Annotated in this window: 14 protein-coding genes; 10 read left to right on the forward strand and 4 right to left on the reverse strand. The window is 72.6% G+C overall.

Features of this window, described 5'->3' with window-relative positions:
- Window positions 1-10: 10 nt before the first annotated feature.
- The 4 genes from ACGF8A_RS14350 (at window position 11) to ACGF8A_RS14365 (ending at window position 3,705) form a co-directional block, all read left to right on the forward strand.
- Complete coding sequence (locus ACGF8A_RS14350; RefSeq protein WP_393107804.1) at window positions 11-1,180, forward strand: ArsA family ATPase; 1,170 nt, start codon at window positions 11-13, stop codon at window positions 1,178-1,180.
- Window positions 1,181-1,237: 57 nt separating this feature from the next.
- A complete protein-coding gene (locus ACGF8A_RS14355; RefSeq protein WP_393107806.1) occupies window positions 1,238-1,756 on the forward strand; it encodes a DUF5304 domain-containing protein in 519 nt (172 codons plus the stop codon).
- Between the two features lie 55 nt (window positions 1,757-1,811).
- On the forward strand, window positions 1,812-2,765 hold the full coding sequence (locus ACGF8A_RS14360; RefSeq protein WP_393107808.1) for an ROK family glucokinase: 954 nt from the start codon (window positions 1,812-1,814) through the stop codon (window positions 2,763-2,765).
- Between the two features lie 184 nt (window positions 2,766-2,949).
- The gene (locus ACGF8A_RS14365) at window positions 2,950-3,705 is read left to right on the forward strand and encodes an endonuclease/exonuclease/phosphatase family protein (protein WP_393107810.1); all 756 of its coding nucleotides are present in this window, start codon (window positions 2,950-2,952) and stop codon (window positions 3,703-3,705) included.
- 5 nt (window positions 3,706-3,710) lie between these two features.
- Here the strand turns inward: ACGF8A_RS14365 and ACGF8A_RS14370 are convergent, their stop codons facing one another.
- Together ACGF8A_RS14370 and ACGF8A_RS14375 are read right to left on the reverse strand one after the other, a co-directional pair.
- Window positions 3,711-4,337, reverse strand: coding sequence for a hypothetical protein (locus tag ACGF8A_RS14370; protein ID WP_393107812.1), 627 nt, complete (start codon window positions 4,335-4,337; stop codon window positions 3,711-3,713).
- A complete protein-coding gene (locus ACGF8A_RS14375; RefSeq protein WP_393108076.1) occupies window positions 4,330-5,109 on the reverse strand; it encodes an alpha/beta hydrolase in 780 nt (259 codons plus the stop codon). The genes ACGF8A_RS14370 and ACGF8A_RS14375 overlap by 8 nt, the downstream gene beginning before the upstream one ends.
- A 162-nt stretch (window positions 5,110-5,271) precedes the next feature.
- Here ACGF8A_RS14375 and ACGF8A_RS14380 point away from each other — a divergent pair, with 162 nt between their 5' ends.
- The 5 genes from ACGF8A_RS14380 to ACGF8A_RS14400 all read left to right on the forward strand — a co-directional run bounded on the left by ACGF8A_RS14380 (window position 5,272) and on the right by ACGF8A_RS14400 (window position 10,167).
- Window positions 5,272-6,042 (forward strand): lysophospholipid acyltransferase family protein, encoded by a 771-nt coding sequence (locus ACGF8A_RS14380; RefSeq protein ID WP_393107814.1) that lies wholly within the window; start codon window positions 5,272-5,274, stop codon window positions 6,040-6,042.
- A 24-nt stretch (window positions 6,043-6,066) separates the two neighbouring features.
- On the forward strand, window positions 6,067-7,278 hold the full coding sequence (gene macS / locus ACGF8A_RS14385) for a MacS family sensor histidine kinase (protein ID WP_393107816.1): 1,212 nt from the start codon (window positions 6,067-6,069) through the stop codon (window positions 7,276-7,278).
- Window positions 7,275-7,958, forward strand: a complete 684-nt coding sequence (locus ACGF8A_RS14390; RefSeq protein WP_393107818.1) for a response regulator — start codon at window positions 7,275-7,277, stop codon at window positions 7,956-7,958. Before macS ends, ACGF8A_RS14390 begins: the two co-directional genes overlap by 4 nt.
- Before the next feature lie 123 nt (window positions 7,959-8,081).
- Window positions 8,082-9,110, forward strand: coding sequence for a 6-phosphofructokinase (locus ACGF8A_RS14395; RefSeq protein ID WP_393107820.1), 1,029 nt, complete (start codon window positions 8,082-8,084; stop codon window positions 9,108-9,110).
- Between the two features lie 61 nt (window positions 9,111-9,171).
- Window positions 9,172-10,167, forward strand: coding sequence for a 2-hydroxyacid dehydrogenase (locus ACGF8A_RS14400; protein ID WP_393107822.1), 996 nt, complete (start codon window positions 9,172-9,174; stop codon window positions 10,165-10,167).
- Here ACGF8A_RS14400 and ACGF8A_RS14405 read toward each other — a convergent pair.
- Window positions 10,119-11,999 carry an anthranilate synthase family protein gene (locus ACGF8A_RS14405; RefSeq protein ID WP_393107824.1) on the reverse strand — a complete coding sequence of 627 codons (1,881 nt, stop codon included), beginning with the start codon at window positions 11,997-11,999 and terminating at the stop codon, window positions 10,119-10,121. The two genes, ACGF8A_RS14400 and ACGF8A_RS14405, sit on opposite strands and share 49 nt — an antisense overlap.
- Window positions 12,000-12,101: 102 nt before the next feature.
- Window positions 12,102-12,158 (reverse strand): trp operon leader peptide, encoded by a 57-nt coding sequence (locus ACGF8A_RS14410; protein WP_393108078.1) that lies wholly within the window; start codon window positions 12,156-12,158, stop codon window positions 12,102-12,104.
- A 97-nt stretch (window positions 12,159-12,255) separates the two neighbouring features.
- On the opposite strand from ACGF8A_RS14410, the gene ACGF8A_RS14415 reads away from it, so the two are divergent.
- Window positions 12,256-13,608, forward strand: coding sequence for a class II 3-deoxy-7-phosphoheptulonate synthase (locus ACGF8A_RS14415; RefSeq protein WP_393107826.1), 1,353 nt, complete (start codon window positions 12,256-12,258; stop codon window positions 13,606-13,608).
- Window positions 13,609-13,730: the final 122 nt, after the last annotated feature.

The following is a 13,730-nucleotide window of genomic DNA, read 5'->3' on the forward strand; positions in this document are numbered from 1 at the left end:
GTTCACCGTCATGCGCACCATCCTGATCACCGGGCCCGGCGGCAGCGGCCGTACCACCATCGCCGCGGCCACCGCGCTCGCTGCCGCCCGTGAGGGGGTCCGCACCCTCGTCCTCGGCACCGACCGCGGCGACAGCCTCGGGGCCGCGCTGGGGACCGTGACCGGCCCGGCCCCCGCCGAGGTCACGCCCGGCCTCACCGCCTGGCGCCCCGACCCCGCCGCCGGTTTCCGCGACGACCTCGCCCGGCTCCAGAAGCGCGCGTCCGGCGTTCTCGACCTCCTCGGTGCCGCTCCGCTCGACCCCGAGGAGTTCACCCCGCTGCCCGGCGCCGAGGAACTCGCGGTCCTGCGCGCCCTGCGTGAAGCCGCCCTCGCCGACACGCACGAGCTGCTCGTCGTCGACCTGCCGCCCACCCCGCAGGCCCTTGCCCTGCTCTCCCTCCCCGAGGAACTCCGCCGCTATCTGCGCCGCCTGCTCCCGCCGGAGCGGCAGGCCGCCCGCGCCCTGCGCCCCGTCCTCGGCAGGCTGGCGGGCGTGCCGATGCCCGCGGAGTGGCTGTACGAGACGGCGGCCCGCCGCGACCTCGAACTCGCCGCCGTGGAGGCCGTCCTCGCGGACCGGGACACGACGGTACGGCTCGTCGCCGAGCCCTCCCCGGCCGGCGGCGACGCCGTCCGCACCGCCGTACTCGGGCTGGCCCTGCGCGGCCTGCGCCCGGACGCGCTGATCGCCAACCGGGTGCTCCCCGAGGAGGCGTGCGACGGCTGGCTCGCCGGGCCGCTCGCCCAGCAGCGCAAAGCCCTCGACGACTGGCGCACCGCCCACGACCTGCGCCCCGTGCCCCACCTCGGGCACGACCCGCGCGGCACCGACGACCTCACCGCCCTCGCCGTACCCGCGGCCGGAAGGGCTCCCGCCAGGGTCGAGTGGGCCGTCGAGGACCGGCTCGCCGAGGACGGCGTGCTCGTCTGGCATCTCCCGATCCCCGGCGCCGTTCGCGAGAACCTCGACCTCGTCCGGCGCGGTGACGAAGTCGTCGTCACCGCCGAGGGATTCCGCCGTGTGCTGCCGCTGCCGTCCGCCCTGCGCCGGTGCACCGTCGCGGGCGCGGGCCTGCGCGAGGACGAGCTGCGCATCCGGTTCACGCCGGACCCGGAGCTGTGGCCGCGGACGCCGTGAAACCGCTGCGCCCGTTCGGGTAACGTCGTAGGGACGAGACGTAGTCAGGAGCCCGCCATGAGCGAAGAGCGCCCCCTCCCCGACGCCGCTCAGGAGCAGCCGGCCGACGAGTCGCGCCCCACGGGTGACGCCGACGCGTGGGCGACCGCGTGCGCCGAGGACCTCGAGGCGGAGAAGGCCCGCCGCCGGGACCGGCACGGGCCGCCGCCCGGCTCGGCCGCCGAGGAGCTGCGCCGGCTCGTCGACACCGTCGCCGACAAGCTTTCCGGACTTCAGGCGCCGCTGCTGGGCGCGGTGGGCGGGCCTGCCGCCCAGCAGATGGTGCAGCAGGTCGTGCAGCAGGCCAGGGCCGCCGTGGAACCCGTGATCGAGCGCAACCCGGACGTCTTCGACCACCTCGCCGCGGCGGGTCACGAACTGCTCGCCGCGTACCGCTCCGCGGTCCAGGCCCAGGAGCGCCGCTGGACGGCCGGCCCGGACGCCGGCAGCGCCAGCGACGAGCTCAAGGACCTCGGCGAGTCCGGCCGCGACCCCGGCGAGGGCACGGGACCGGGCCGGCGCATCGACTTGGACTGACCTTGCGCTCGGGTACGGTTGGCCGTAGCGGGGCTCGACCGAAACTGAGGGATTCATGGGACTCACCATCGGCGTCGACATCGGCGGCACGAAGATCGCGGCCGGCGTGGTAGACGAGGAAGGCAACATCCTCTCGACCCACAAGGTGCCGACCCCGGGCACGCCCGAGGGCATCGTGGACGCCATCGCCTCCGCGGTGGAGGGCGCGCGCGCGGGGCACGAGATCGTCGGCGTGGGAATCGGCGCCGCCGGATACGTCGACCGGCAGCGCTCGACGGTCTACTTCGCGCCCAACATCGACTGGCGCAACGAACCGCTCGAGGAAAAGGTCGAGGCACGCACCGGCCTGCCCGTCGTGGTGGAGAACGACGCCAACGCCGCCGCCTGGGGCGAGTACAAGTTCGGCGCGGGCAAGGGCCACCGCAACGTCATCTGCATCACGCTCGGCACCGGTCTCGGCGGCGGCATCATCATCGGCAACAAGCTGCGCCGCGGCCACTTCGGCGTGGCCGCGGAGTTCGGCCACATCCGGATGGTGCCGGACGGCCTGCTGTGCGGCTGCGGCTCGCAGGGCTGCTGGGAGCAGTACGCCTCCGGCCGCGCCCTCGTGCGGTACGCCAAGCAGCGCGCCAACGCCACCCCCGAGAACGCCGAGCTGCTGCTCGGGCTCGGGGACGGCACCCCCGACGGCATCGAGGGCAAGCACATCTCGATGGCCGCCCGCCAGGGCGACCCGGTCGCCGTCGACTCCTACCGCGAGCTCGCCCGCTGGGCCGGTGCCGGTCTGGCCGACCTCGCCTCGCTCTTCGACCCGTCCGCGTTCATCGTCGGCGGCGGCCTCTCCGAGGAGGGCGAGCTGGTCCTGGACCCGATCCGCAAGTCGTACAAGCGCTGGCTCGTCGGCGGCAACTGGCGCCCGGTCGCCGATGTGATCGCCGCCCAGCTGGGCAACAAGGCCGGTCTGGTCGGCGCCGCCGACCTCGCCCGGGAGCCCGACCCGATCATGTAGCCCGCCTCTTCGGGGCGCGGGCGCCAGGGATTCGGTGCTCGAACGCCTTCAGGGACGCGGGGCCGTACGCACACGCGGCTGTGCCGCGTGGCGCGGCCGGCCGCACACCGCCGGCGGTCGCACACGGACCCCGCGCCCCGGTTCGTCAGGCGCCGAAACCCCGGTCCCGACTACATTGACCCGCATGGCAACCTCCTCGCCGCTCCCCAACTCCCGCACCGAGGACGATGGTTCCGTCACCCTCCGCGTCCTCAGCTACAACATCCGCTCGATGCGCGACGACACCGCCGCGCTCGCCCGCGTGATCAGCGCCTGTGATCCCGACCTGGTCCTGCTCCAGGAGGCCCCCCGCTTCTTGCGCTGGCGCAAGAAACTGGCCCGCCTCGCCGCCGCTTCCGGCCGGATGGTCCTCTCGGGCGGGGCCACCGCCGCGGGGCCCGCGCTGCTGTGCTCGCTGCGGGCCACCGTGGAGCGCACCGAGGACGTGCTGCTGCCGCTCACCCCCGGACTGCACCGGCGTGGCTTCGCGACCGCCGTGGTCCGCTTCGGCCACGCTCGCCTGGGGGTGCTGAGCTGCCATCTGTCGCTCCGCGAGGAGGAGCGGTACGACCAGGGCGGCATGCTTCTCGACCAGCTCGCCGGGCTGGGCGCGGAGCATGTGATCGCGGGCGGCGACCTCAACGAACGGCCGGGCGGACGCACCTTCCGGCTGCTGGCCGACGGTCTTCAGGACTGCTGGGCGACCGCCCCCTGGGGCGGCGAGTACACCTCGACCCCGGCAGACCCCCACCAGCGTATCGACGCGATCTTCGCGACCAAGGGGATCGAGGTCCTCGGCTGCGGGGTGCCCCACGGTCACCCCGGGGTGACCAAGACGGACCTGAGGGCGGCCACGGACCACCTTCCGGTCCTGGCCGCGCTCAGAATCCCGTCGGCGTGAGCGGGTCAGACCACCGCGCCCCGCCCCGGATCGTCGTCGTCCTCCTCGTCCGTCCGCAGCCGCATCACCAGCGTCGCGAACCCGCCCAGGAAGCCGCCGATGCCGAGGGTGGTCAGCCACCACGTCATGTCCCAGCCGAGCACCACCGCCAGCAGAAGCAGCACCGGCCCGCCGATCACCCCCAGCCACGCGAACTTGGCCGTGGCGTCGGAGGCGGGCAGCGGCGGCGGCTCCGGCGGCACGAAGTGGCCCTCGTCGTCCTCGGTGAAGTCGTCCTCGGACGGCTCGGGCGTCGTGTAGTCCCGGGGCCCGCCGCCCACGCCGGGTGCGAAGGTCACCGAGCTGCCGAGCGGCTCCGGCGTCTCCTTCTTCGGCTCCGCCTTCCGCTCGGCAGGCTCACCCCCGCCGTCGTTCGGCTCGGCCTCCAGCAGCGCCAGATCCTCTATCGACTTGAAGGGCTTCGCGCCGGGCGGGTCCGGCGGCTCGTCCCCGAACCCGGCGACGATCGCCGCCCAGGCGGCGTCCTCGTCGAACGGCACCTGCTGCTCACCGGGCTCGCGCCGGTCCCCGGCACGGCCCTCCCGATCCTCCCGCTCCTCGCGGTCCTCGCGCTCGGAGTCGTGCTCAGCCACCTGTGGCCGTCCCTTCCTTGCCGACACTGGGTGCGAGCCGGCCGATGAACGCGAGGCTCTCCTCGAAGATCCGGTCCGCGTCGTAGTCCAACGTCGCCACGTGGTAGCTCTGTTCCAGCAGGGTCTCCCGCACGTCCGTGGAGGACACCCGGCTCAGGATCCGTGCCGGGTCGGCCGGTGGCACTACATGGTCCTGGGGGCTGTGCAGAAGCAGCAGCGGCTGGGTGACCCGCGGCAGCTCGGCGTCGACGACCCGGAAGAAGTTCCGCAGGGAGTGCGCGGCGCGCAGCGGGACCCGGTCGTAGCCGACCTCGACGACGCCGGGCCGGGCGATGTCGCTGGTGATCCCCTTCGTCGACCGCACGACGTGGCGGGCGACCGGCAGGGCGTACGCCGACAGTCCGTGCACCTTGTTCGCAGGGTTGACGACCACGACGCCGCTGACCGCGGCCCCGTGCCGGGCCGCGAGGCGCAGCGCCAGGGCGCCGCCCATCGACAGGCCGAACACGAACACCTGGGCGCACCGGCGGCTGAGGGCACGCAGCTCGCGGTCCACCTCGGCGTACCAGTCCTGCCAGCCCGTGAGCTCCATGTCCTCCCATCGCGTGCCGTGCCCGGGAAGCAGCGGAAGCGTGACGGTGAGGCCGCGCTCGGCGAGGTACTCCGCCCAGGGGCGCAGTGACTGGGGGGAACCGGTGAAGCCGTGGCAGAGCAGCACGCCGACTTCTCCGCCGTCATGGCGGTACGGCTCGGCTCCAGGAAGGACCGGCACCTTCGGTCTCCTGTTCATGTGAGGGTGATGTGAGAAGAGTTCAGGTCGCTTCACCGTACGCGACCGCACTGACACCGACCAGGGCCGTCGGAGTCTTTGCCGGGCCGCCGGGTTAAGGTCTCATCGACAGACACAGGAGGCACTCGGTTGTTGTACGGCGCGATGAAGGTTTCCATCGGGGGACCGCTGAAGCTCGTCTTCCGGCCCTGGGTGGAGGGCCTGGAGAACGTCCCCGCCGAGGGCCCCGCCATCCTGGCGAGCAACCACCTGTCCTTCTCCGACTCGTTCTTCCTGCCCGCGGTGCTCGACCGCAAGGTCACCTTCATCGCGAAGGCCGAGTACTTCACGACGCCCGGCGTCAAGGGCCGTCTGACCGCCGCCTTCTTCAAGGGCGTGGGTCAGCTCCCGGTGGACCGCTCCGGGGCCCGCGGCGCGGGCGAGGCCGCGATCAGGAGCGGCATAGAGGTCGTCGAGAGCGGTGAGCTGTTCGGCATCTACCCGGAGGGAACCCGCTCGCCCGACGGCCGCCTCTACCGCGGCAAGCCCGGCGGCCTCGCGCGCGTGGCGCTCGCCACCGGCGCGCCCGTCATCCCGGTCGCGATGATCGACACGGAGAAGATCCAGCCGCCCGGCAAGGTCCTGCCGAAGCTGATGCGGCCCGGCATACGGATCGGCAAGCCGCTGGACTTCAGCCGCTACCAGGGCATGGAGCACGACCGTTTCGTGCTCCGCGCGGTGACCGACGAGGTCATGTACGAAATCATGAAGCTCTCCGGCCAGGAGTACGTCGACATGTACGCGACCGCCGCCAAGCGGCAGATCGCTGACGCGGCGAAGGCGGAGAAGGAAGCGGCCAAGGCGGCCAGGGCCGCGCTCGCGCAGGCCGGGAAGGAACAGGCGCAGAAGGAAAAGGACCAGGCCGGCCAGGAGTGACGGCCGAACCGGGGGGTGGGGGACGTGGCCGCGCGTGAGCGAGTCATGAGGATGTCGGTCGAGCAGCCGCTGTGGCGGGCGCTCACCGGATACCGCGTGCTCACGATGATGTACGCGATCGGGCTCTTCGCCAGTGCCTACGACGAGATCGCGCACCCCCGGGTGGCCCTCGCCTACTACGCCGTCCTCGCCGTGTGGACGCTGGCCACCCTGCCGCAGGTCGCGGGCGCCGCGAGCTGCACCAAGCGCTTCCTCGCCGCCGACCTCACCGTCGCCCTGACAGGCATCCTCCTCACCCGGGTCGCCGAGTCGCCCGAGCGGATCGAGGCCGGCGCCCCGACCCTGCCGTCGATATGGACCGCGGGCGCCGTGCTGGCCTTCGCCATCAAGGGCGGGTGGCGCTGGGCGGCCTTCGCCTCCACGCTGGTCGCCGCCGCCAACCTGGTCCACCGCTCCGGCGTACCGACCCGTGACACCGTCCACATGGTGCTGCTGGTCTGGATCGCCTCCATCGCCATCGGGTACGTCGTCGAGGTCGCCCGCGCCTCCGAGCGCACCCTCGCCCGCGCCCTGGAGATCGAGGCCGCGACCCGGGAGCGGGAGCGGCTCGCCCGGGACATCCACGACAGCGTGCTCCAGGTGCTGGCCATGGTGCAGCGGCGCGGCGCGGTCATCGGCGGCGAGGCGGCCGAGCTGGGGCGGCTCGCCGGTGAGCAGGAGGTGGCCCTGCGCACGCTGGTCTCCGGCGGCCTGGTGCCGGTCTCCCGGGTGTCGGAGGACGCCGCCGAGGGGGCGGTCGTACGCACCGTCGAGGAACCGGACGACGACGGTCCCGTCGATCTGCGGGCGCTGCTCGCCCCGTTCGCGGCCGCCCGGGTCGGACTCGCCGAGCCCGGCGCGCCGGTCCGGCTGCCGCCGCTCGCCGCCCGGGAGCTGGCCGCCGCCGTGTCGGCGGCCCTGGACAACGTCCGCCGGCACGCCGGCGCGGACGCCCGGGCCTGGATCCTGGTCGAGGACGAGCCCGACGCGGTGATCGTGACCGTCCGCGACGACGGCCCCGGCATCCCCGAGGGCCGCCTCGCGCAGGCGGAGGGCGAGGGGCGGCTCGGCGTGGCGCTGTCGATCCGCGGCCGGCTGCGCGACCTCGGCGGTACGGCCGAGCTGATCTCGACGCCCGGACAGGGCACGGAAGTAGAGCTGAGGGTACCGAAGCAGATGGCACGGGGGCAGCGATGAGCGCACGGCAGGGGCCGATCAAGGTGATGGTGGTCGACGACCACCCCATGTGGCGCGACGCGGTCGCCCGTGACCTGGCCGAGGCCGGCCTGGAGGTGGTCGCCACCGCCGGCGACGGCGACCAGGCGGTTCGCCGTGCCAAGGCGGCGGCGCCCGACGTCCTCGTCCTCGACCTCAACCTGCCCGCCAAGCCCGGCGTCCAGGTCTGCAAGGAACTCGTCGCCCACAACCCGGGCCTGCGCGTCCTGGTGCTGTCGGCCAGCGGTGAGCACGCCGACGTGCTGGAGGCCGTGAAGTCCGGCGCGACCGGCTACCTGCTGAAGTCCGCGTCCACCGGGGAACTGCTGGACGCCGTGCGCCGTACGGCGGCCGGGGACCCGGTCTTCACGCCGGGCCTGGCCGGTCTGGTGCTCGGCGAGTACCGGCGCCTCGCCTCCGACCCGGCGCCGCGTGCCACGACGGACGCCGACGAGCCGAGGGCGCCCCGGCTGACCGACCGCGAGACCGAGGTGCTGCGGCTGGTGGCCAAGGGGCTCAGCTACAAGCAGATCGCCGAACGGCTGGTCATCTCCCACCGCACGGTCCAGAACCACGTCCAGAACACCCTCGGCAAGCTCCAGTTGCACAACCGGGTGGAGCTGGTCAGGTACGCGATGGAGCGCGGCCTCGACGAGGAGTAGCCCCGGCCGGACCAACCTGGCGCCGACTCACCGGAATTGCCCTTACGGGCCATGCCGTAGTGACCTGAGTCACCATTAGCGTGCTCGTACGGCACACGGCAACCGCGGCGAAGGGACAATTCCATGCGGGTCGGAGTACTGACCGGAGGCGGCGACTGCCCCGGGCTCAACGCCGTCATCCGGGGCATCGTCCGCAAGGGCGTGCAGGAGTACGGCTACGACTTCGTCGGCTTCCGGGACGGCTGGCGCGGTCCGCTCGACGGTGATCTGATGCGCCTCGACATCCCGGCCGTACGGGGCATCCTGCCCCGTGGCGGCACGATCCTCGGCTCCTCGCGCACCAACCCGTTCCAGCACGAGAACGGTGTCGCCCGGATCAAGGAGAACCTCGCCAAGCAGGAGGTCGACGCGCTCGTCGTGATCGGCGGCGAGGACACCCTGGGCGTCGCCGCACGCTTGTCCGACGACTACGGGGTGCCCTGCGTCGGCGTCCCGAAGACGATAGACAACGACCTGTCCGCCACCGACTACACCTTCGGCTTCGACACCGCCGTCGGCATCGCGACCGAGGCGATCGACCGCCTGCACACCACCGCCGAGTCCCATATGCGCGTCCTGGTGGTCGAGGTGATGGGCCGGCACACCGGCTGGATCGCCCTCCACTCCGGCCTGGCGGGCGGCGCCAACGTCATCCTCATCCCCGAGCAGCGCTTCGACGTCGACCAGGTGTGCGCCTGGGTGACGTCCCGCTTCAAGGCGTCGTACGCGCCGATCGTCGTCGTCGCGGAGGGAGCCGTGCCCAGGGACGGCGACATGGTCCTCAAGGACCAGTCCCTCGACTCCTTCGGGCATGTCCGGCTGTCCGGGGTCGGCGAGTGGCTGGCCAAGGAGATCGAACGGCGGACCGGCAAGGAGGCCCGCACGACGGTCCTCGGGCACGTCCAGCGGGGCGGCACACCGAGCGCCTTCGACCGCTGGCTCGCCACCCGCTTCGGACTGCACGCCATCGACTGCGTCCGCGACGCAGACTTCGGCTCCATGGTCGCCCTGCGCGGAACCGGCATCGTCCGGGTCCCGATCGCCGACGCCACGGCCCGCCTGAAGACGGTCGACCTGACGCTGTACGAGGAGGTCGGGGTGTTCTTCGGCTGACCGGCGGCCCCCGGGTATGGGCCGTATATTCGGCCCATACCCCTGCGGAACAGGAGAAGCCGTGGAGATCCTGGCCTTCGGTGTGCAGGCCGACGAGAAGCCCCTGATCGAACGGGCCTTCCAGGGCCACCACGACATCCGCTGCCTGGACGTCTTCCTCACCGAGGACACCGCCCCCATCGCCGCCGGCCACGAGATCATCTCCACCAGCGTCAACGCCGGCCTCGGCGCGCCGGTGCTGTCCACCCTCGCGGCCGGCGGCACCCGGATGGTCGCCCAGCGCTCGACCGGCTTCAACAACATCGACCTCGACGTCGCCCAGCGGCTCGGCATGACGGTGGCCCGGGTGTCGTACTACTCGCCGTACGCGGTCGCCGAGTTCGCCTGGGCCCTCGCCATGGCCGTCAACCGCCGTATCGTCCGCGCCTCCACCCGCACCCGCGACTTCGACTTCCGCCTCGACGGCCTGATGGGCCGCGACATGCACGGCCGCACCGCCGGCGTCCTCGGCACCGGCAAGATCGGCGAGGCGTTCGCCCGGATCGCGCACGGCTTCGGCATGCGGCTGCTCGGCTGGGACATCGCGGAGAACCCCGAGTGCATGCAACTCGGCATGACCTATGTCCCCAAGGAGCAACTGCTCGCCGAGTCCGACCTGGTCACCCTGCACGTGCCGCTGATGCCGGAGACCACGCACCTCATCGACGCGGACGCCCTGAAGTCGATGAGGGACGACGCGATCCTGATCAACTCCAGCCGCGGCGGCCTGATCGACACCGCCGCCCTCGTCCACGAGCTGCGCGCGGGCCGCTTCACCGGCGTAGGCCTCGACGTGTACGAGGCGGAGGCCGGGCTGTTCTTCCTCGACAAGTCCCTCCAGGCCGTCGAGGACGACACCCTGGCCCGCCTCGTCACCTTCCCGAACGTCCTGGTCACCTCGCACCAGGCGTACTACACCGTGGACGCCGTCGCCCAGATCGTCGACGCCACGGTGAAGAACGTCCTCGACTACACCGCCGGCCGCCGCTCGCAGAACGTGCTGGTGCCCCGCAGCTGACCGGCCAGTTCCCGCACCACGTCGGCCCCGTTCAGGGTCAGTACCGACTCCGGGTGGAACTGCACGCCGGCGAAGCCGGCTCCCCGCACGGCATGCACCTCACCGGACGCGCTCCGGCTGACCTCGATGCCGTGCGCGGCCAGCTCGGCCGCCGTCTCGTCGTCGCAGCGCGCCACGAAGCTGTTGTAGAAGCCGACGGTCTCCGCCCGTCCGAACAGGTCGATCGTCGTCTGCGCCCCCTGGTACGGGACCTGTTTGCGCACGACGTCCAGCCCGAGCTCCACCGCGATCAGCTCGTGCCCCAGGCACACGCCCAGCACCCCGTGCCGGTGCTCCCGGAGCGCCTCGGCGGTCAGCTCCCGCAGGAACCGCATCCTCGGATCGCCCAGGTCGCACGGGTCACCGGGGCCGGGCCCGATGACGAGCGGCCCCTCGTGCGCGCGCACCGCCGCACGCAGTCCGGGCTCGTCGTAGCGGCGTACGGTGACGGTCAGGCCCGAGGACCGCAGCAGATGCGCGAGCATCACGGTGAAGGTGTCCTCGCCGTCGACGACCAGGGCGTGCCCGGCGAGTTCCTCCGTCCGCTCCCGCATCCGCAGCCAGAACGGCGCGAGGTGCGCCCGGCGCCCGTCCAGCGCGGCCCGCACCCGGGGGTCGTCGGCCAGCACGGGCCGTACGGCCTCCTCGCGCGGACACTGTTCCAGCACGCCCAGCGCCGCCAGCACCCCCGCCGCCTTGGCGTGCGTCTCCGCGACCTCGCCCGCCGGGTCCGAGCCGCGCACGAGCGTGGCGCCCACCGGCACCCGCAGCCGCCCGGCCGCGTCGATGTCGGCGGTGCGGATGAGGATGGGGGAGTCCAGGGTCTGCGCCCCGCCGGAGTCCCGGCCGAGCAGGGCGAGCGCCCCGCCGTAGTACCCCCGCCCGCCGGCCTCGTGCCGCTCGATGACCCGGCAGGCGTTCTGCACCGGTGAGCCGGTGACGGTCGCGGCGAACATGGTCTCCTTCAGCACCTGGCGCACATCGAGCGAGGACCGGCCGCGCAGCTCGTACTCGGTGTGCGCCAGGTGCGCCATCTCCTTCAGCCGCGGCCCGACGACGACCCCGCCCATGTCGCCCACGGCGCACATCATCTTGAGCTCCTCGTCCACGACCATCGACAGCTCCTCGATCTCCTTGCCGTCGGCCAGGAAGCCGAGCAGGTGCTCCGGCGTCGGCCCTTCGGCGGGGTAGCGGTACGTGCCGCTGATCGGGTTCATGACGACCGTCCCGCCGGACATCCGCACATGCACCTCGGGGCTGGCCCCGAGGAGGGTCCGGTCGCCGGTGTGCACCAGGAACGTCCAGTACGCGCCCCGCTCCCCGACCAGCAGCCGACGGAACAGCGCGAGCGCGTCGGCCCGGCCGAACCCCTCGATCCCGCCCTCGTACGTCCGCCGGATGACGAAGTTGGCCCCCTCGCCCCGCCCGATCTCCTCCCGCAGCACCCGCCCGACGATCCCGGCGTACTCCTCGTCGCCGACGTCGAAGCCACCGCCCTCGACGCGTACCTCGTGGGCGGGCAGCCGCCGCAGCGCCTCGGCGAGCGGGACGGCGTACGACTCCTCGGGGACGAGCGCCAGCAGAGGGGTGCCGTCGTCGCGGACGTCGAAGCCGCGCTCGCGGATCTGGCGGTACGGGACGAGCGCGAGGCTCTCGCCGGGGAGGTCCGCGAGGCGGTCGTACGCGCGCACCGGGCCGAGCAGCACTTCCACCGTGTCGTGGTCGTGGCCCGGGGCGCGGCGGCGGAGCAGGGCGAAGGGGCGGTCGCCGTGCGCGAGCTGTGCCAGGTCCATGGTTCCTCTTCCGTCTTCATGATCGGGTGCGAGGAACGGGCTCCGGGAAACGCCGAAGGCCGCCCCTCGGGCGGCCTTCGGCGTCGTCTTCCGTACGCGCAGTCAGTGGGCCGCCGAGGAAGCGGTCCACCACCAGTTCTGGATCGAGTGCGCGCACATGTGCCGCACCTTACCCCACGTCCGCGGAGCGTCACCCGTGTCTCACTTCCTGGGCGGCGGGCAGGACGGCCGCACGGCACCCCTTAGTGTTGGGGTTGTGACCGTGAACGCTAAGACCAGCGCGAGCGCTGGCAACACCTGGCGAGACCTGCCCGCGGCGCAGCAGCCCGAGTACCCCGACACCGAGGCTCTGCGCGCAGTGATCGCGGACCTCGAGTCGTATCCGCCGCTCGTCTTCGCGGGCGAGTGCGACCAGCTGCGCGCCCGGATGGCGGCCGTCGCCAAGGGAGAGGCGTTCCTCCTCCAGGGCGGCGACTGCGCCGAGGCGTTCGACGCCGTCTCCGCGGACCAGATCCGCAACAAGCTCAAGACCCTGCTCCAGATGGGCGCCGTGCTGACGTACGCGGCGTCCGTGCCCGTGGTGAAGGTGGGCCGGATCGCCGGCCAGTACTCCAAGCCGCGCTCCAAGCCGACCGAGACCCGCGACGGCGTGACGCTCCCGACCTACCGGGGCGACTCCGTCAACGGCTTCGACTTCACCGAGGCGGCTCGCGTCCCGGACCCACAGCGGCTGAAGCAGATGTACCACGCGTCCGCCTCCACGCTGAACCTGGTGCGCGCCTTCACCACCGGCGGCTACGCCGACCTGCGCCAGGTGCACGCCTGGAACCAGGACTTCGTGAAGTCGTCCCCGTCCGGCCAGCGCTACGAGCAGCTCGCCCGCGAGATCGACAACGCGCTGAACTTCATGCACGCCTGCGGGGCCGACCCCGAGGAGTTCAAGACCGTCGAGTTCTTCTCCTCGCACGAGGCGCTGCTGCTCGACTACGAGTCCGCGCTCACCCGTGTCGACTCGCGCACCGGGCAGCTGTACGACGTCTCGGCGCACATGGTGTGGATCGGGGAGCGCACCCGGCAGCTGGACCACGCGCACGTCGAGTTCGCCTCGAAGATCCGCAACCCGATCGGCATCAAGCTCGGCCCGGCGACCACGGCCGAGGAGGCGCTCCAGTACATCGACCGGCTCGACCCGGACCGCGAGCCGGGCCGGCTGACGTTCGTCGTGCGGATGGGCGCCGACAAGGTCAGGGACAAGCTGCCGGAGCTGGTCGAGAAGGTCACCGCCTCGGGCGCCGTCGTGGCCTGGGTGTCCGACCCGATGCACGGCAACACCTTCGAGGCGGCCTCCGGCCACAAGACCCGCCGCTTCGACGACGTGCTCGACGAGGTCAAGGGCTTCTTCGAGGTGCACAAGGAGCTCGGCACCCACCCGGGCGGCATCCACGTGGAGCTGACCGGTGACGACGTCACCGAGTGCGTGGGCGGCGGCGACGAGATCTTCGTCGACGATCTGCACCAGCGCTACGAGACGGCCTGCGACCCCCGGCTGAACCGCAGCCAGTCGCTCGACCTGGCATTCCTGGTCGCGGAGATGTACCGGGACCAGTAGCGGCGCGGGGGGGGGGGGGGGCCCCCCGGGGGGGGGGGGGGGCGGCAGCTACGTGACGCCCCCCCCCACGTGGACGCCCGCCCCGCCCCGCGGGGGTGTGAGTGGGAGCCAGACCGAGCCCG

The organism is Streptomyces sp. NPDC047706, from assembly GCF_043204795.1.
Taxonomy (GTDB): Bacteria; Actinomycetota; Actinomycetes; order Streptomycetales; family Streptomycetaceae; genus Streptomyces.

Coding starts and splice junctions, on each gene's coding strand:
- ACGF8A_RS14395 (WP_393107820.1), top strand. CDS start 8,082: ATGCGGGTCGGAGTACTGACCGGAGGCGGCGACTGCCCCGGGCTCAAC.
- ACGF8A_RS14360 (WP_393107808.1), top strand. CDS start 1,812: ATGGGACTCACCATCGGCGTCGACATCGGCGGCACGAAGATCGCGGCC.
- ACGF8A_RS14350 (WP_393107804.1), top strand. CDS start 11: ATGCGCACCATCCTGATCACCGGGCCCGGCGGCAGCGGCCGTACCACC.
- ACGF8A_RS14355 (WP_393107806.1), top strand. CDS start 1,238: ATGAGCGAAGAGCGCCCCCTCCCCGACGCCGCTCAGGAGCAGCCGGCC.
- ACGF8A_RS14365 (WP_393107810.1), top strand. CDS start 2,950: ATGGCAACCTCCTCGCCGCTCCCCAACTCCCGCACCGAGGACGATGGT.
- ACGF8A_RS14380 (WP_393107814.1), top strand. CDS start 5,272: ATGAAGGTTTCCATCGGGGGACCGCTGAAGCTCGTCTTCCGGCCCTGG.
- ACGF8A_RS14405 (WP_393107824.1), bottom strand. CDS start 11,999: ATGGACCTGGCACAGCTCGCGCACGGCGACCGCCCCTTCGCCCTGCTC.
- ACGF8A_RS14390 (WP_393107818.1), top strand. CDS start 7,275: ATGAGCGCACGGCAGGGGCCGATCAAGGTGATGGTGGTCGACGACCAC.